Below are 17,212 nucleotides of genomic sequence, written 5' to 3'. Positions count from 1 at the left end.
TAATTTATTCAGATACATTTGTTAACACCTTGGGGGAAAGAATTAACTTTTTAATAATAAAAGAGTAACTAATTGTTATGCATTATGTTTCGAGTAGTTTAAGCTTATTGTCTATGCCATTCCATACATCAGCGTCCTTTGGAGCAGGTTTAACCTCTGTAATGCGCGGCCATACCAGTGCAAGTTCAGCATTTAATTCAGTAAACTCTTTTTGAGACTCTGGTAGCTCATCTTCTTGGTATATAGCGTCGGCTGAACACTCAGGGACACATAAACCACAATCGATACAATCAGTTGGGCTAATTGCTAAAAAATTAGGGCCTTCATAAAAAGCATCCGCTGGGCACACTGCTACACAATCTGTGTATTTGCATTTAATACAGTTTTCAGTGACAACAAACGCCATAACGATTAAAACCCAATAATTATTTATCTCAGGCGCGGATCATACCCAACCACGCTAAAAACACAATAAATAAGTGCCATAATTGAGCAATTTAACGTAGTATATGCGCCCTCAATGTAAAGCCATTACGTGCCCTACACTTCTTATTGTGAGCGGATATAAGCCCGCTAAGACACCTAAAAGAGATATAAATGATACGTTTAACCGAAATAAAGCTGCCGCTTAATCATAACGAAGATGCTATTGGTCAAGCCATAGTAGATAAACTAAAAATAAAACCTGAGCAACTGCACAGCTATAATGTGTTTAAACGTGGTTATGATGCCCGTAAAAAAACTGCTATTTTGCTTATTTATACTCTCGATATTGAAGTAGATAACGAAGCAGCCTTACTTGATACATTTACAAAAGATCAACATGTTAAACAGGCTCCTGATACATCATACAAATTTGTTGCTCAAGCCCCTAAGAACCTAAGCGAACGCCCTGTTGTAATTGGCTTTGGCCCATGTGGTTTGTTTGCCGGTTTAGTCCTTGCGCAAATGGGCTTTAACCCAATTATTTTAGAGCGTGGTAAAGAAGTGCGTGAGCGCACCAAAGACACGTTTGGTTTTTGGCGTAAACGCACACTCAACACAGAATCAAACGTACAGTTTGGTGAAGGTGGTGCAGGTACATTCTCAGACGGTAAACTATACAGCCAAGTCAAAGATCCTAAACATTATGGCCGTAAAGTTATAACCGAATTTGTAGAAGCAGGGGCACCAGAAGAAATTTTATACGTAAGCAAGCCACACATTGGTACGTTTAAACTTGTTACTATGATTGAGAAAATGCGAGCTCGTATAATAGAACTTGGCGGCGAAATTCGCTTTAGCACTCGCGTTGACGACATTCATTTAGAGGATGGACAAGTAACTGGTTTAACCCTTTCAAACGGTGAAAAACTCGATACTCGCCACGTAGTACTCGCAGTAGGCCATAGTGCACGCGATACCTTTAAAATGATCCACGACAAAGGTATTTATGTAGAAGCTAAACCCTTCTCTGTTGGCTTTAGGATCGAGCATAAACAATCAATGATTGATGAATGTCGTTTTGGCACAAATGCAGGAAACCCAATTTTAGGCTCTGCCGATTATAAACTTGTTCATCACTGCGACAATGGCCGCACCGTTTATAGCTTTTGTATGTGCCCAGGTGGCACAGTAGTCGCTGCCACCTCTGAAGAAGGCCGCGTTGTTACCAATGGTATGAGCCAATATTCACGAAGTGAGCGCAACGCCAACAGCGCTATTGTTGTAGGTATATCACCAGAGCAAGATTTCCCTGGTAATCCACTTGCTGGAATAGACTTACAACGCAAACTTGAAGAGCAAGCGTATGAGCTTGGTGGTAGAAACTACGACGCACCAGCACAGTTAATTGGCGATTTTTTGAAGGGGAAATCATCTTCAGACCTAGGTGAAGTACAACCCTCTTACACACCCGGTATTAAGTTAACTGACCTGAGTAAAGTGTTACCACAATTTGCAATTGATGCTCTTCGCGAAGCAATACCAGCGTTTAATAAACAAATTCGTGGCTTTTCAACTAATGACGGTTTATTAACCGGCGTTGAAACACGTACTTCGTCACCTATTAGTATTAAACGCGATAAAACATTCCAAAGTATAAATACCAAAGGCTTATACCCTGCAGGTGAAGGTGCAGGCTACGCGGGCGGTATTTTATCAGCGGGTATTGATGGTATTAAAGCTGCTGAAGCGGTCGCACTGTCTATGTTAGAAAGCGCTTAAACCTCTTTTTTAAGCTGTCTATCGAAAAGCCTCACTTTGTGAGGCTTTTTTGTGCTAAATGTACAGAAAATAATAACAACTCAAGCACCTCAATAATGATCAAAACATTTACCTTTTCATTGCTTAGTGTATTAGCAATTTTTAACGCTAAAGCACAAGAACTAAAAACCATCGATGAAATCCATAATGCATATAAAAATAATTTAGTTAATGCGCAACAACTCACCCAACGTTATATAGACCGAATTAATAAACTTAACCCACAATATAATGCGGTTATTAGTTTAGAGCCTACAGTAATAGCTCAAGCTAAAACGTTAGATGAACTTGCCGCCAAAGGCACATGGGCTGGGCCATTACATGGAATACCTGTACTTCTTAAAGATAATATAGAAACTAAAGGCTCACTTCCCACAACTGCGGGCTCTTTAGCACTTAAAAATAATGTTACTAATAATGATGCTTTCGTTGTTAAACAACTACGTAGTGCAGGCGCTATAATTTTAGGCAAAGCTAATTTAAGTGAATGGGCTAATTTTCGCTCATCCTATTCATCTTCAGGCTGGAGCGCTGTGGGTGGGCAAACACATAATGCTCACGATGTAACACGTAACCCATGTGGTTCTAGCGCAGGATCTGCTGTAGCAGTCGCACTTAACTTTGCGCCCATAGCATTAGGGACTGAAACTGACGGTTCAATTACGTGCCCTGCCTCAGTAAATGGAGTTTATGCAATAAAACCAAGCATGGGCCAAGTATCTCGCTCAGGTGTTGTGCCTCTTTCAAGTAGTCAAGATTCAGTAGGGCCGATGGCGCATTCACTGAAAGATGCACTACTGGTTTTGTCGGTTTTGCAAGGTGAGGATTCTCTTGATGCAACAACTACCGGATTTGAATTAAAAACAGGTAACCTAAAATCAAAATCATTACTTAATATTGGTGCGCTACCTAGCGATAAATTTACAATTGAGACACAGCACCTTTATGCCAAGCAGTTACAAGCATTAGAACAGGCTGGGCACACTGTTATTAATGTAGATATTACTGATAACTTAGATACGCTATTTGTTGATGAATACTATATTTTACTTTACGACTTTAAAGCCGAAATTAATCACTACCTCGCAAGCACTCCAACACAAGTAGCTGTTAAAAGCCTAAAAGCGCTTATTGATTTTAATATTCAAAACAAAGACAAAGAGATGCCTCACTTTGAGCAAGACATTCTTATTCAATCGCAGGCTATTGATTTAAATAAAAAGCAAAAATACCAGCAGACTAAAAAACGTTATCGTACTTTAGCAACAACAGCCATTGCTAATGTATACAAAAATAATAAGCTTGATATTCTTATAGCGCCTACAGTATCCCCCGCCTGGAAAACAGACTTAGTTAACGGGGATAACTTTAATGGCAGTAGTAGCTCATTGTCGGCAATAGCTGGCACAACACACATTACTCTACCTGTAGGTAAAGTAACTAATTTACCCGTTGGCTTGTCTATTATTGCCAATAAAGGAGACGATCAAGCTGCTTATACTTACGCAAACATCGTTGATAAGGTGTTTTTACAAGACACAAAAAAACCTGAGTAAACTCAGGTTTTTTAACTAAACGGCGTTAACTATGACTTTTTAAGTGACAGTTTTTCGCCTTTTAAGCTTTTACGGACGCTTGAAATACGTGAGCGATTTACCGCTCTCGCTTCACCGGTTGCTTGTCCTGATAACTTGTTAGAGCGTGTACGGCGTAAATGCGCAGGTTTTTTACCAATTTTATCAATAAGTACTTCACGGTTACTTACTTCATAACCTTCTAAATATACACGTTTTATTTTTTGGCCGATTAACGTTTCTATTTCAAATAAGGTATTTTCTTCTTCGCGACTTACAAACGAAATAGCTTGCCCATGATTACCTGCACGGCCCGTACGACCAATACGGTGTACGTAATCTTCAGCAAGCCAAGGTAAATCAATATTAATAACACGTGGTAAACCGTCAATATCAATACCGCGGGCCGCTACCTCGGTTGCGACTAAAACACGTACTTTACCTTCTTTAAACTCACGCAGTGCACGACGACGGTTACCTTGCGACTTATCACCGTGGCATACCGTAGCTGGAATACCGTCAAGGTTTAGCTCTTTTACAAGCTCATCAGCGGTTTCTTTCATGTTTACAAACACAAGCACTTGTTGCCAGTTTTTCTTACCAATCAATTCAGAAAGTAGCTCTTGCTTACGACGCTCTTCAACAGGGTAAACAACATGCTGTACAGTACTTGCTGTACTGTTAGTTTGATCAACACGCACTATTTCAGCTTGTTTTAATACCTTAGATGCAAACTGTTTGATTGCTGCAGGGAATGTCGCTGAGAAAAGTAAGATCTGGCGCTCTTCTGCACAGCTTTTAATTACATTTTGCATATCTTCGATAAAGCCCATATCAAGCATACGGTCAGCTTCATCAAGAACAAGGTGCTTAACACTTGCAAGGCTTAAATTACCTAGGCGAATATGATCAAATAAACGACCTGGTGTTGCAACAACAATATCAACACCTTCTTTTAAAGAATTTGCTTGACCAGCAGTGCTCACACCACCAAATAAACTAACGACTTTAAGTGATGTATGCTTTGCAAAATCTCTAAAGTTATTTGCAATTTGTTCTGCAAGCTCACGCGTTGGAGCAAGTACTAATGCATGAGGTGCATTCGTTGTGCTGAGTTCAGACTCAACCAATTTTTGGATGATAGGTAAAGCAAACGCGGCAGTTTTTCCGGTACCAGTTTGTGCACTGGCTAAAACATCTTTACCTTTACGAACAGCTGGAATTGCTGCGCGCTGAATGGGCGTAAGGGTGTGGTAATTAAGTTCGTCTAACGCCTGAATAAGTTCAGGGGCAAAACTAAAAGATTTAAAATTCATGCTGTATAACCTGCGGCCACATTTATCAAGGGTCGCAAATTATACAGCAAAAAAGTACTAACAGTTAGCTTTATACCTTATTACTAATTAAATATTTTGCTTTGTTGAATCGTAAAGGCACTGATCCAATAAGATCTTCGATTTGATACTATAAAACAGGGTTAAATGAAGCTCCTCCCTCATCAAATTTAACAAAATATACTTTTTATTAAATTTATCAGAAGTGTTATTGCCCTAAAGCTGACATATCTATAGAATTCAAGCCCCATTTAAGGGACATTAAAATAAGGATTAATAATGATAAAAAAATATTTAGCTGCAGCAGCACTAGCAAGCGCATTTATAGTAACCCCAGCTCAGGCTAACGTTAACCCATGGCAACAATGTGGTATCGGCGCAACGATCTTTCCTGACAACGGTACTGCCGCTGCAATTTCAAATATTATTTGGGATTTAGGAACAACTGCTGTTTCATCTAACGTTTCATCTGTAGAGAGCTGTAAAGGTGCTAATGTCAAAACAGCACAATTTATTCAGCAAACGTTTCCAATCCTAGAGCAAGAAATTGCACAAGGTGAAGGTGAATACATTTCTGCAATGTTAAACGTTCGTGGTTGCGACAGTGCAACTCACCCACAATTGATCTCAACTATCCGTAACGATTTTGCTCAAACATCTGTAAACGATGCACAAGCACTTTACACACTTGTTGAAAGCAATATCGCTAGCCAGTTTTCAGTTAACTGCTCTGCAATATAATTTATAAAGGGGCCAATTTAGCCCCTTTACTCTTTTTGCCCCAAGCCCGCTGGGTATTTATGAAAGTTTACACGTTTATATTTTTTATTTTCTTTATTACATCATTTAACCTTCAAGCATCAACAAATTTACAGCAGTTAGCCCAGCATCCTACATGGTTAAAACTAGGTCATTACAAAAAGCCAACGTTTGACGAAAGCTATATTACCAACGAATCATTTTTTATATCAATTAATGGCCACAAGAGCCCCTTTGATGAACTCAAGGCGACCGTAGAACGCTTTAATAATGACTCGCAAATGCAATGTAAGTACCCTGCTCGATACACGTGGTTAGAAAAACAAGGATTCACATTTTCACAGCCAAAAACTCTATGTCCCGAATTATTCCATTGGCGAGATGAGCAACCTATTCATTCTATAAGCCTTATATTTGCATCAGGCTATATGAGTAATCCAGCGTCACTTTATGGCCATTTATTGTTAAAACTTAATCGTTCAACAGCCACAAAAAATAAACTACTCGATTACAGCATAAATTATGGTGCTCATGTGCCAGAAAACGAAAACGGTCTTGTGTATATCACTAAAGGATTATTTGGTGGATATAAAGCCGGGTTTTCTGATCAATTATTTTATCGCCATCAGCATAACTACGGTGAAATAGAACTAAGAGATCTATGGGAATATAAGCTCAATCTCAATAATGATGACACAACATTTATTGCAAATCACTTGTGGGAATTACTCGGCGCACAGTTCGATTATTATTTTGCCGATGAAAATTGCGCTTTTCACATTGCACAACTAATTGAACTCGTCATTGGAGAACAATTAACGAATAACAGCTCTCCATGGATGATCCCAACCACTGTGTTTTCAAAATTGCACCAAGCTTCCTATAACAATAATAAATTATTGAAAAAAACACTATTTACGCCATCCCGAAGCACTGTTTTTATTAAGTTCATGGATAATCTCACTGTCAGCGAATCTGCTATTGCAGAGAAAATATACAACACACCTGAGCATATTAAGCATAATGAATTTTCAACACTAAACGTAAAAAGTAAAAAGCGAATTATTGAAACATTATTTGAGCTAGTGCAATTACAACAAATAAAAAAACACGATGTTGAACATATCAAAGGCTTAAAAAGCACGCTCATTAAAGCGAGATTAGCACTCCCTATTGGCAACGAAATGATTGTTTCATCATATTCTCAACAAGCACCTCACAAAGGTCAAAAACCATCAAAAATCTCTACTTCTTCAACTCGCATAAATGAACAAAGCAGCCTGGCATTAGGCTTTAGGCTCAGTTACTTTGACTCGTTAGCTTCAGATGTTGCGCGAATTGCGTTTTCTAACTTAGAAATGATCGATTCAGAGGTATCTTTTTTAGATTCAGCTGTTTACGTCGATAAGTTGCACCTACTCGATTTAGAATCGTTTTCGCCAGCCTATGTAAAATGGCCCCAAGAGAATAATTGGTCTTGGAAAATCAATGCAGGGTTTGAAAGGCAAAGTACACTCTGCCAGAATTGTACAAACACATTTTTAATGGGGGGAATAGGTAAATCTTTTTTGTTTAATGACAATAAAACGCTAATTTTTACGCTTGCTAACGCTTATGTAGGAGACCTTGCAGTAACAGAGAAGCTTTACGATTCATCGTTAGAACTAGGTGTAATAACAACCTTGTATTCAGATATTAAATTAAGGGCATCTCACGAGCAGTTTATCTTGGGTAACAATGAAAAATCAACAGTTCAGGCTGAAATATCAATACCTATAAATCAAAATTTTGATGTCCGCATTAGCTATAAGCATACAAACTTAACAAGCTGGAAACTTAAACTAAATTACTACTGGCAATAAAAAAGGCCATAAGTATACATATGTAAGCATGCTTTATTCATGGCCAGAAAACTATACTTAAGAAAGAGTTAACACATCAGCTAAATTTAAGCGTTGCGCCCTACCACCTACTATATCTGTTTCATTTAACTGATTTATGAGCGACAAACCGACTTTTTGTTGCTCATCACTAAGCGGTAAATACGGTAATCTAAACACAGGGTTTACTGCACCAGTCATCATCATAGCGGTATTAATAGCAATCGGATTTGGCTCACAGAACAACCAGTTCATCAATGGTTGTAACGACTCATTTAGCTCGTTATTTGGCGTATCCATCAACTGACGGAACAACGCAGGAATAAGGTTAGATGTCACCGAAATAACACCGTGCGCTTTATGCATATGGCGTGCATTATGGCTTTCGTCATCGTTACCCGACCAACATGCAATACCTTGCTGCTCGTAGTGTGCTATACGTTCATTACCGCCACACTCTTTAACACCAATAAAATGCTCATGCTGTGCCAGTGGCTCAATAATATCAGGTGTTAGGTCTTGACCTGTACGCCCTGCTACGTTGTAAATAAATGCAGGTCCAATATCTAACACGCGTTTAAAGTGCTCTTTAACACCGGCAATAGACGTACGCCCGTAGTATGGGTTAATTTGCAGTGCTGCATCCATACCACTGGCAAAGCCATATTTAGTTGCTTTGATAGCTTCACGGGTATTGTTACTACCGGTATTACCAACAATGACTAGTTTGTCGCCATACTTGTTTGCACTGTGCGCTATAAGCATTAAATGCTCTTCCCAGTTCATTAACTGGCCTTCGCCAGTTGTGCCACCGACTACAATGCCATCAACACCCGCTGCAATTTGTATTTCAACGAGTTCATCGTACTTTGCGAGATCAATTTCACCGTTTGCTAAATATGGCGTTTTAATAGCTGTAATAAGGCTTGCTTGTTTAATTTTCTCTAGGGTGCGCATAAAAATTCATTATTTATAAAACTTGCGCTATTTGTAACATACTTACCGGTATTTTTGGAGGTATAAGCACACATTTAATTATAAAATCGCTTGTGTTATTAGGTTTGGTAATACAAAATGAATAGCTGTATATATAAACAGTATTTTATTTTTAACGATACCAGAGGCTTTATGCGTTTATCTGACTACTTAGCAACTCATTTTTATAACACCGATGAACTGTGCCAAGCATTAAACATAGATGCAGATATACTTTTAGCTTGGCAAGAGCGAAGTGTATTCCCTAAACCAAGTTACTGTATTAAAAGTCAACTTAGCTGCAGCTCATATTCAGGTTTGTATGAATGCGAAGAATATGACGATTATTATCCGCGCGGCTGCGTTAATTGGGGGCAAGGTCTTTTAAAACAAAAAATAGAATCATCAAGCCATGCTTTTAATTATTTTGCACAGCAATATAGTGCAAGCCTAACTAAACTCGCTCAGCAAGGGTTTACGTTTAATGAAGAGCTATTTGGCTGTGAAATAGACGAGCACTTACAGCAAGTTTGGCAACAGTTTTTATGCAGTAAGTATGGCGTACTTACTCAAAATGGATTAATAGATGAAATAGTCTCGGTAGACATTGGCAGACTATTAGTTGACGATATTACTGAACTGCGCAGTAAAACAAGTTTAAACCAAGAAGAAAGAGCGCTACTACACCCCGCCCTAAAGCTTTTAAACAAAGCGTTAGGGCATGGCGCCGATCATGAAAAACAACATACATTACGCATCCGTTACATAGATGCGCTTATTTTAAAGTACGATTTGTCTATTAGGGCGTATTGAACTTTGTAGATTGAAATTTGTTCAATCTAGGGGGGTTAATCGCGGCGCGAGGTTTGTAACCTAGTGGGCTAAGTAAAAACCGAGCAACAAAGAGTTAATCGCCCCTAGAAAGAACCCAAAGAGCAGCTCATGTTTATGGGGGATAATCACACGTCACAGACTCCGCCTTGCTTAAATACCAAACAGTCTGCAGTAAATTCGACCTCAAATATAAATAAGAACTAGAAAAAAGGCGATGTATAATTACGCCGCCGTTTAAAATAATTGAATCTATTAGCTATATTTAGCCTATAGATTTATACACATCAATATTACTGCTAGTTACTAAGCCTGTTACTTGCGTACCGAAGGCTTTAAAATGTGGCTCAATTTTATGCGCTTCAAAATGTTCATCAGATGCCCATTGCTCACTCACTAAATAAGTCGTTTGGTGTGCATCACTTTTAACCGATAGCTCATAACGTAGACAGCCTACTTCTTGACGAGAGTACTTTTGCAGATTTTCGAGTGCGGTTAATACAACGTCTGCATCAATATTTTTACTCGATATAGTGGCGATTACCGTTAACATACGGAGTCCTTTTTTAAAAAATAAAGGTGCAGTTTTACTGCACCTAATATCGTGTTGTATATTTTATTACTGATCCCATTGTGGCGCAAAATCAGGCGTTGCTTGACGGTCGTCGCAATCTAGGGCGTCAATACGGGCTATGTCCTCATCATCTAATTTAACGTGGTCGTTAAAGTTATCTTCTAAGTTTTTGCGCTTAGTTGATGATGGAATTGTCGTCATGCCGTTGGCGTTAACCCATGCTAAAACAACTTGTGCTGGGCTTGCATCGTGCTTGTTTGCGATGTCGATAATGGTTTGATCTTTAAGCACTTTGCCTACTACAAATGGCATGTACGCTGTCACGTGTATATCGTGCTGAGCACAAAATGCACGCAATTTAGTATTAGTTAAATATGGGTGAACCTCAACCTGATTGGTAAATATTTCACGCGAATCAAGTGTTTGCATTGCTTCGTTTAAGTTTGCAATGGTGAAGTTTGATACACCAATGTGTTTAGTTAAACCAAGCTGCTTCGCTTTTAGTAATTCAGTAAGGTATTCACTCATTGGCTCATCGTTAGCGGGCGATGGCCAATGAATTAGCAGTAAGTCGACCGAATCAACTTGTAGCTTTTCAAGTGACTTTTTAACGCTTGGGATAAAGTCGCTTTTATTTAATTTGTTATTCCACACTTTGGTGGTTAAGAATATTTCACTGCGCGGAATATTACTATCTTTTATGGCTTGGCCTACTTGCTCTTCGTTGCCATAAATTTGTGCGGTATCAATATGGCGAAACCCAACTTCGAGTGCCATTTTTACTGAGTTATAGGCAGTGTCGCCCTCTAAGCGGAATGTTCCCATACCAAGTTCTGGCATTTCTATTACACGTTTTGTCATGGTTTATCCTTATAAAATAATCGGTTTTGAAATACAAACTTCACTGAAGCTTTACAAAATACACCTTTTACTTCTTATTACGGCTGTCACTTAAAAATCAATGACCTCATAACAGGTATGAGGTCATTAATTTTAGTTTCAAGGTTAGGGTCTGTTAATCTTTAGAGATTACATTTTCAGCAGTGTATTTGGTATTTAGGCAAGGCAGAGCCTATGCAGTGTGGTTGTTCCACATTAATAGGCGATAACGCAGCATAAATGCCAAATACGCGCTGCCTGTAGGTTCTTCCTAGGGTGGATTTACTCTTTGTCCCTCGATTTTTACTTAGCCCATAGCCCACTAGGTTACAAACCTCGCTCCGTGATTAAATTCTCCCTAGATTGAACAAATTTAATCCTAAAAGGTCAACAGACCCTGCTAAGACTCTATGCTTGCTGAATTTCACGTTTATCAAGCATACCGCTGTAGCGTGTAACACCGAGTGCTAAAACAGAGATAGCGGCGCCTATCCATGCTGTATCTTGCAGAGTCATGTTCTCTACTACGCTACCACCAATAATTGAGCCAAGTGCAATACCAATATTAAATGCGGCTATGTTTAATCCTGATGCAACATCTACCGCATTTGGCGTGTGTTTTTGCGCCTGCTTTACCACATAAAGTTGCAAGCCTGGCACATTACCAAAAGCAAATGCGCCCCAGACTAAAATAGTAAGTACAGCGGCAATTTTTGATTCCATCGTAAGGGTAAATATTAGTAAAATAACACTCAAAGCGCTGAATATAATACTCAGTGCGCTAATTGGGCCGCGTTTGTCAGCCAACTTTCCACCCCAAATATTACCTATCGCTACCGATACACCGTAAACAAGCATTATTAATGCAATAGCCGAAGGCGCAAAGCCTGTTTGTTGCTCTAAAATAGGTGCTAAATAAGTAAACGCTGTAAACGTGCCGCCATAGCCCAATATCGTCATTAAATATACGAGTAATAAACGCGGTTTTACGATTACTTGTAGTTGCTCTTTAAACGTGGCTGGTATTGATTGCTTTAAGTTTTTTGGCACTAAAATAGAGTTGCCGATTAATGCAATTAAACCTAATACCGAAACAACTAAAAACGTTGCACGCCAACCAAAATGCTGTCCAATCCATGTACCTAGTGGCACACCAGTTACTAGTGCCACAGTAAGCCCGGTAAACATAATCGCAATTGCACTGGCTTCTTTGTCTTTGCTTACTAGACTTGTGGCAATCATTGATCCGATTGAAAAAAACACACCATGGGCCAGCCCCGTCAAAATGCGAGCAAGTATTAATGTTTCGTAACCTGGCGCTTGCCAAGCAAGTAAATTACCCAATACAAACAAGCCCATTAAGCTTATTAATACCGCTTTACGATTCCAACGACCCGTTAAAGCTGTTAGCACCGGCGCACCAATGGCAACGCCAACCGCATATAGACTTATAAGCAGACCTGCTGAAGGTAGGCTTACGCCTAAGTCGTTTGCAATGGTGGGTACTAATCCCACTATTACAAACTCTGTTGTTCCTATTGCAAATGCGCTTAAGGTAAGCGCCCACAAAGCCAATGGCATAGTTATATCCTCATTAATATTTGAAGAATCTAGTTTGGCTAAATATCGTTTGCAAAAAACAGCATTAATGACAAAATACTTTTGCTAATAATGCAAATATGGTGTTGGTATATTTATGGCTGTTCATTCAAAAACTGAAGATTTAGAAACGTTTATAACGGTAGTAGATAGTGGAAGCTTTTCGGGAGCGGCAAATTTGCTCGACCAACAAGTGGCTAAAGTGTCGCGAGCTGTATCACGCCTTGAAAATACACTGCAATGCACTTTACTAAACAGAACAACACGCCGATTAGAACTTACCGAAGAGGGCCATACTTTTATAAAATATGCGCGCGAAGGGTTAAATACACTTTATACCGGTGAAGAGGCCATAAAACTTTTAAAACAAGCGCCAAGTGGTAATCTGCGAATAGATGCTGCAAGCCCGTTTATATTACACCAACTTACACCTTTAATTGGCGAATTTGCCAAGCAATACCCTCACATAACGCTTGATATAACCTCGCACGACAGCATTATTGATTTACTTGAACATAAAACCGATTTAGCCATACGCATTGGTGATTTAAAAGACTCAAACTTACATGCTCGTAAACTCGGCAGTAGTCAGTTGCGTATTGTAGCCAGCCCAGAATATATAAAAAATAACACAGCAATTACGCAAATAGATGACTTACATAATCACAAGTTAATTGGTTTTAGTGACTCCCCTAAATTAAATACTTGGCCGTTAGTAAAGCCCGCTTTATTTACGTTTTCGCTTAGCGCAAGCAGCGGCGAAACAGTACGACAACTATGTATTGCAAATCAAGGCGTTGCGCTACTTTCTCACTTTATGATTAGCAATGACCTAAAAACAGGTAAATTAGTTGAAGTGTTACCCAGTGCAGTTAGCTCACCTAATAACCGAGAAATTATACAAGCCGTGTATTATAAAAATAATGCGATATCGTCTCGCATTACAGCGTTTTTAGATTTTATAAAGCCACGATTAGATTTGTAAATCTAATACGGAATCAAAAAAGCCGCCTTTGGAGAAGGGCGGCTTGGGTTAACAAACAGCTATGGGTGTAGCCTTGCTGTTATATCAAGAGGGTGTTTACTAATTACATTAAGCAGCGCTTTGATCAGCTTCTTCAGAATGACGAATTAAATAATCAAATGCACCTAAACTTGCTGTTGCACCACTGCCCATTGCAATAATAATTTGTTTAAACGGGGTATTGGTTGCATCCCCCGCGCCGTAAATGCCTGGTAATGAAGTCGCGCCTTTAGCATCAATCAGTATTTCACCAAATTTACTTAATTCAAGGTCACTGTCTTTTAACCACTCGGTATTTGGTATTAAGCCTATTTGTACAAATATACCGGCAAGTTCAAGCTCTTTGCTCTCACCCGACACTCTATCTGTGTACATTAAGCCAGTTACTTTTTTACCATCACCAAGTACTTCGGTTGTTTGTGCACTTTTGATAATAGTAATATTAGCCATGCTTTTAGCTTTATGAATAAGCACTTCATCAGCACGTAATGTGTCTGCAAATTCAAGTACCGTAACGCTTTGCACAATATTAGCCAAATCGATTGCCGCTTCTATACCTGAATTACCACCGCCAATTACGGCAACAGGCTTACCTTTAAATAAAGGACCATCGCAATGTGGGCAATATGCCACACCATGGCCGCGATATTCTTGCTCCCCTGGTACGTTCATTTCACGCCAGCGTGCCCCAGTTGCAAGTACGAGTGACTTAGCTTTAAGTACTGCGCCATTTTCAAGTGTAATTTCGTAGCCATTGTTATAACCAAGTGCCGCTGCGCGCTGATTATGCATTACATCTACGTCGTATTCTTTAACGTGCTCTTCAAGCTGAGCAACCAATTTGGGGCCTTCAGTCGCTTTAATCGAAATAAAGTTCTCTATTGCTAATGTATCGGCAACTTGTCCGCCAAATCGGTCGGCAACAATACCGGTATTTAAGCCTTTTCGTGCTGAATAAATCGCAGCCGATGCGCCCGCAGGCCCACCACCAATTACAAGTACATCAAATTTATCTTTTTTGCTTAGCGACTCAGCTTGGCGCTGTGCACCTTTGCTATCTACTTTATTAAGTATGTCGGTAAGACTCAGTGCACCTTGGCTAAATGGTTCGCCATTTAAATATACAGCCGGTACAGCTAAAATATTTCGCTCTTCTACTTCGTCTTGAAATAATGCGCCATCGATCATCGTGGCTTTAATATTACTGTTTGTCGCTGCCATAGTGTTAAGTGCTTGCACTACTTGCGGGCACGTTTGGCAACTTAAACTTATGTATACTTCAAAGTTCAGCACTTGAGTAAGCGATTGTATTTGCTCAATGTCTTCGCTTTTAGCTTTACTTGCGTGTCCGCCAGTATGCAAAAGTGCTAACACTAAACTTGTGAATTCATGACCCATAGGTACGCCTGCAAACGTAATATGAGTGTTTTTAATTGGTGAATGTACAACCATTGACGGGCGACGCGCGCTTGTATCTGGATTGTTCATTACCGCAAATTTATCGCTCAGTGAGGCTAAATCGTTTGCTAAGCTTTCTACTTCTGCTGATTTTTTGCTGTTATCCAAGGCAATAAGCAGCTCAACAGGTTGAGTAAGCGATTCGAAATGGCTTTTTAATTGATTTTTTATGTTGTTATCTAACATGGCTTAACCCTTTTAGGAAAATTTAAACAGCAAGCCTCCCATGCCAAATAATGCATGTGCTTAAACAAGTATATTGATACAGGAGGCACCAACAAACGAATGTTTGTTGATTTAAGGGCAGTTACCTGCCCTTGTAAAAATGGGTAAACCTGTGCTTAGATTTTACCAACTAGGTCTAGTGAAGGAGCAAGTGTATCTTCACCTGGCTGCCAAGATGCAGGGCAAACTTCACCGTCGTGAGTTGCAATGTATTGTGCAGCTTGTACTTTACGTACTAGTTCTTTAGCGCTACGACCAATACCTAAATCGTGAGTTTCGATTACTTTGATTTCGCCCTCAGGGTTCATAACAAAAGTACCACGAAGTGCTAGGCCTTCTTCTTCAATCATTACACCAAAGCTGCGAGTAATACGGCCAGTTGGGTCGCCAATCATTGGGTAAGTGATTTTACCGATTGTGTCTGACGTATCGTGCCATGCTTTATGAGTAAAATGAGTGTCAGTAGATACTGAGTAAACTTCTACGCCCATTTCTTGAAGTTGTGCATAGTAATCAGCAAGGTCACCTAATTCGGTAGGACATACAAATGTAAAGTCTGCTGGGTAAAAGAAGAAGATTGACCATTTACCTAGAACATCTTTTTCAGACAATTCTACAAAGTCACCGTTGTGGTAAGCGGTTGCATTGAATGGTTGTAATTTTGTATTAATTAATGAAGTGCTCATGGTATTTCCTCATCTGTGTTTATGTATTTTAAAAGTAATCAACGCTTTCGTTTTAAACGACCTTCTGCGTTGGCTTGATTAATACAATAAGGCCAATGGGAAATTAAATAAAATTGATTGTTTAGATTAAAACAATCGATTTTTCGGATTGAACTATATAATCATTGTTATCGTAAAGATTAGCTGAATTGCAAACGCTGGTGAATTATTAAGACCGCTAATAGCAATACTGCTACAATAGCCGCCCTTCACATAAGTCATTAAATATAAGGCACGCCGTAATGGAAAAATTTGTTAACCACATACAACTAGGTTACTTAGGCTTAATCCCGTTTTTAGGGTGTGTGGGTTGGCCACTCATGTTTGGCAGTAATAGCCTTAACTTAGAGTTTTTTACTTTTTACAGTATCGCCATTTTAGCATTTATGTCAGGTAACTTGTGGCGCGCCGGAGAGCAAAGCTATAGCAATGCAATTAAAGCGGTATTACCTGTTATCCCAGTTCCATTTGTATCATTTTTACCTGTAGAGTGGGCACTGGCTTGGCTAGGTGCTAGTTTTTGGTTAGTACTTATATTTGAAAAAGCCACGCCACAATGGCAAACCTATCATAAAGATTATCAAAAAATGCGCTTTGTACTCACCTCTGTTGTGTTTGTTTGTCACATTCTGACTATTGGTATGAGTATTTACCCTAAATAGCAGCTGTAAACTTAAATATTGCGTGGTAATAGGGTAATATCCGCGCACTGCTATTTGAGGACACACCATGATTGACCAACTGCGCCAACAACTCGACGAACTTGGCGAAAACTACGTAGAAAAAAACGCTGCATTTAAAATCAAAGTGATCCCATTTTTTTGTGCTATTCGCATTAAAAAAGATCATAAAAGCGAAGGCCGTTTAAGCTTTTATTCAAGTCAATTACTCGAAATATTTTTAGTCGTCTTATTTTTGCTTTTTGGTTTAACACTGTACGATACAGATGCAGGATTTACTCACGGCCCTATTCATATTGCCTTGGCTATTTTAATTACCTTTAATCTTATTATTAAACAAATCGCAATCGAAGGATTAAAAACCAGACTTGCGTTTCATCGTTTACTAGCAAAAGACTCACAAACAAATAGCGATATAAATAATACTGCTACAAACATAAACGCTAAATAA

General features: G+C 39.2%; 16 protein-coding genes. 8 read left to right on the top strand and 8 right to left on the bottom strand.

Annotated elements, in window-relative coordinates; all coding sequences use genetic code 11:
- Positions 1 to 82: 82 nt before the first annotated feature.
- A complete protein-coding gene (gene fdxA / locus V6260_RS03085; protein ID WP_341592625.1) occupies positions 83 to 406 on the bottom strand; it encodes a ferredoxin FdxA in 324 nt (107 codons plus the stop codon).
- Positions 407 to 597: 191 nt separating this feature from the next.
- Here fdxA and V6260_RS03080 point away from each other — a divergent pair, with 191 nt between their 5' ends.
- A complete protein-coding gene (locus V6260_RS03080) occupies positions 598 to 2,205 on the top strand; it encodes an NAD(P)/FAD-dependent oxidoreductase (protein WP_341592624.1) in 1,608 nt (535 codons plus the stop codon).
- A 95-nt stretch (positions 2,206 to 2,300) separates the two neighbouring features.
- Positions 2,301 to 3,800, top strand: coding sequence for an amidase family protein (locus V6260_RS03075; protein WP_341592623.1), 1,500 nt, complete (start codon positions 2,301 to 2,303; stop codon positions 3,798 to 3,800).
- 29 nt (positions 3,801 to 3,829) lie between these two features.
- On the opposite strand, the gene V6260_RS03070 is transcribed toward V6260_RS03075, so the two are convergent.
- Positions 3,830 to 5,134, bottom strand: coding sequence for a DEAD/DEAH box helicase (locus V6260_RS03070; protein ID WP_341592622.1), 1,305 nt, complete (start codon positions 5,132 to 5,134; stop codon positions 3,830 to 3,832).
- A gap of 297 nt (positions 5,135 to 5,431) precedes the next feature.
- On the opposite strand from V6260_RS03070, the gene V6260_RS03065 reads away from it, so the two are divergent.
- Together V6260_RS03065 and V6260_RS03060 are read left to right on the top strand one after the other, a co-directional pair.
- Positions 5,432 to 5,893, top strand: a complete 462-nt coding sequence (locus V6260_RS03065; RefSeq protein WP_341592621.1) for a DUF3015 family protein — start codon at positions 5,432 to 5,434, stop codon at positions 5,891 to 5,893.
- A gap of 59 nt (positions 5,894 to 5,952) precedes the next feature.
- The gene (locus V6260_RS03060) at positions 5,953 to 7,773 is read left to right on the top strand and encodes a DUF4105 domain-containing protein (protein ID WP_341592620.1); all 1,821 of its coding nucleotides are present in this window, start codon (positions 5,953 to 5,955) and stop codon (positions 7,771 to 7,773) included.
- Between the two features lie 57 nt (positions 7,774 to 7,830).
- Here the strand turns inward: V6260_RS03060 and dapA are convergent, their stop codons facing one another.
- Positions 7,831 to 8,748 (bottom strand): 4-hydroxy-tetrahydrodipicolinate synthase, encoded by a 918-nt coding sequence (gene dapA, locus V6260_RS03055; RefSeq protein ID WP_341592619.1) that lies wholly within the window; start codon positions 8,746 to 8,748, stop codon positions 7,831 to 7,833.
- A gap of 171 nt (positions 8,749 to 8,919) precedes the next feature.
- On the opposite strand from dapA, the gene V6260_RS03050 reads away from it, so the two are divergent.
- Positions 8,920 to 9,579, top strand: coding sequence for a DUF6058 family natural product biosynthesis protein (locus V6260_RS03050; protein WP_341592827.1), 660 nt, complete (start codon positions 8,920 to 8,922; stop codon positions 9,577 to 9,579).
- Between the two features lie 283 nt (positions 9,580 to 9,862).
- On the opposite strand, the gene V6260_RS03045 is transcribed toward V6260_RS03050, so the two are convergent.
- The 3 genes from V6260_RS03045 to V6260_RS03035 form a co-directional block, all read right to left on the bottom strand.
- Positions 9,863 to 10,150 carry a putative quinol monooxygenase gene (locus V6260_RS03045; RefSeq protein ID WP_341592618.1) on the bottom strand — a complete coding sequence of 96 codons (288 nt, stop codon included), beginning with the start codon at positions 10,148 to 10,150 and terminating at the stop codon, positions 9,863 to 9,865.
- A gap of 66 nt (positions 10,151 to 10,216) precedes the next feature.
- Entirely contained in the window at positions 10,217 to 11,032 is an 816-nt protein-coding gene (gene dkgB / locus V6260_RS03040; protein ID WP_341592617.1) for a 2,5-didehydrogluconate reductase DkgB, read from the bottom strand.
- 426 nt (positions 11,033 to 11,458) lie between these two features.
- Positions 11,459 to 12,631, bottom strand: a complete 1,173-nt coding sequence (locus V6260_RS03035) for an MFS transporter (RefSeq protein WP_341592616.1) — start codon at positions 12,629 to 12,631, stop codon at positions 11,459 to 11,461.
- A gap of 115 nt (positions 12,632 to 12,746) precedes the next feature.
- Here V6260_RS03035 and V6260_RS03030 point away from each other — a divergent pair, with 115 nt between their 5' ends.
- Entirely contained in the window at positions 12,747 to 13,634 is an 888-nt protein-coding gene (locus V6260_RS03030; protein WP_341592615.1) for a LysR substrate-binding domain-containing protein, read from the top strand.
- 108 nt (positions 13,635 to 13,742) lie between these two features.
- Here V6260_RS03030 and ahpF read toward each other — a convergent pair whose 3' ends face one another.
- Entirely contained in the window at positions 13,743 to 15,317 is a 1,575-nt protein-coding gene (gene ahpF / locus V6260_RS03025; protein WP_341592614.1) for an alkyl hydroperoxide reductase subunit F, read from the bottom strand.
- 155 nt (positions 15,318 to 15,472) lie between these two features.
- Positions 15,473 to 16,042 carry an alkyl hydroperoxide reductase subunit C gene (ahpC, locus tag V6260_RS03020; RefSeq protein WP_002960601.1) on the bottom strand — a complete coding sequence of 190 codons (570 nt, stop codon included), beginning with the start codon at positions 16,040 to 16,042 and terminating at the stop codon, positions 15,473 to 15,475.
- 281 nt (positions 16,043 to 16,323) lie between these two features.
- Here ahpC and V6260_RS03015 point away from each other — a divergent pair, with 281 nt between their 5' ends.
- Together V6260_RS03015 and V6260_RS03010 are read left to right on the top strand one after the other, a co-directional pair.
- Positions 16,324 to 16,743 carry a DUF3429 domain-containing protein gene (locus tag V6260_RS03015; RefSeq protein WP_341592613.1) on the top strand — a complete coding sequence of 140 codons (420 nt, stop codon included), beginning with the start codon at positions 16,324 to 16,326 and terminating at the stop codon, positions 16,741 to 16,743.
- A 67-nt stretch (positions 16,744 to 16,810) separates the two neighbouring features.
- A complete protein-coding gene (locus V6260_RS03010) occupies positions 16,811 to 17,212 on the top strand; it encodes a hypothetical protein (RefSeq protein ID WP_149593147.1) in 402 nt (133 codons plus the stop codon).

It is taken from the genome of Pseudoalteromonas aliena (genome assembly GCF_038155085.1).
Taxonomy (GTDB): domain Bacteria; phylum Pseudomonadota; class Gammaproteobacteria; order Enterobacterales; family Alteromonadaceae; genus Pseudoalteromonas; species Pseudoalteromonas aliena_A.
The sequence above is the reverse complement of the archived record's forward strand: the minus strand, read 5'-3'. Positions and strand labels throughout refer to the sequence as shown.

Bases quoted from the DNA above. Each gene is read 5' to 3' on its own strand.
- fdxA (WP_341592625.1), bottom strand. From the start codon at position 406: ATGGCGTTTGTTGTCACTGAAAACTGTATTAAATGCAAATACACAGAT.
- V6260_RS03080 (WP_341592624.1), top strand. From the start codon at position 598: ATGATACGTTTAACCGAAATAAAGCTGCCGCTTAATCATAACGAAGAT.
- V6260_RS03075 (WP_341592623.1), top strand. From the start codon at position 2,301: ATGATCAAAACATTTACCTTTTCATTGCTTAGTGTATTAGCAATTTTT.
- V6260_RS03070 (WP_341592622.1), bottom strand. From the start codon at position 5,134: ATGAATTTTAAATCTTTTAGTTTTGCCCCTGAACTTATTCAGGCGTTA.
- V6260_RS03065 (WP_341592621.1), top strand. From the start codon at position 5,432: ATGATAAAAAAATATTTAGCTGCAGCAGCACTAGCAAGCGCATTTATA.
- V6260_RS03060 (WP_341592620.1), top strand. From the start codon at position 5,953: ATGAAAGTTTACACGTTTATATTTTTTATTTTCTTTATTACATCATTT.
- dapA (WP_341592619.1), bottom strand. From the start codon at position 8,748: ATGCGCACCCTAGAGAAAATTAAACAAGCAAGCCTTATTACAGCTATT.
- V6260_RS03050 (WP_341592827.1), top strand. From the start codon at position 8,920: ATGCGTTTATCTGACTACTTAGCAACTCATTTTTATAACACCGATGAA.
- V6260_RS03045 (WP_341592618.1), bottom strand. From the start codon at position 10,150: ATGTTAACGGTAATCGCCACTATATCGAGTAAAAATATTGATGCAGAC.
- dkgB (WP_341592617.1), bottom strand. From the start codon at position 11,032: ATGACAAAACGTGTAATAGAAATGCCAGAACTTGGTATGGGAACATTC.
- V6260_RS03035 (WP_341592616.1), bottom strand. From the start codon at position 12,631: ATGCCATTGGCTTTGTGGGCGCTTACCTTAAGCGCATTTGCAATAGGA.
- V6260_RS03030 (WP_341592615.1), top strand. From the start codon at position 12,747: ATGGCTGTTCATTCAAAAACTGAAGATTTAGAAACGTTTATAACGGTA.
- ahpF (WP_341592614.1), bottom strand. From the start codon at position 15,317: ATGTTAGATAACAACATAAAAAATCAATTAAAAAGCCATTTCGAATCG.
- ahpC (WP_002960601.1), bottom strand. From the start codon at position 16,042: ATGAGCACTTCATTAATTAATACAAAATTACAACCATTCAATGCAACC.
- V6260_RS03015 (WP_341592613.1), top strand. From the start codon at position 16,324: ATGGAAAAATTTGTTAACCACATACAACTAGGTTACTTAGGCTTAATC.
- V6260_RS03010 (WP_149593147.1), top strand. From the start codon at position 16,811: ATGATTGACCAACTGCGCCAACAACTCGACGAACTTGGCGAAAACTAC.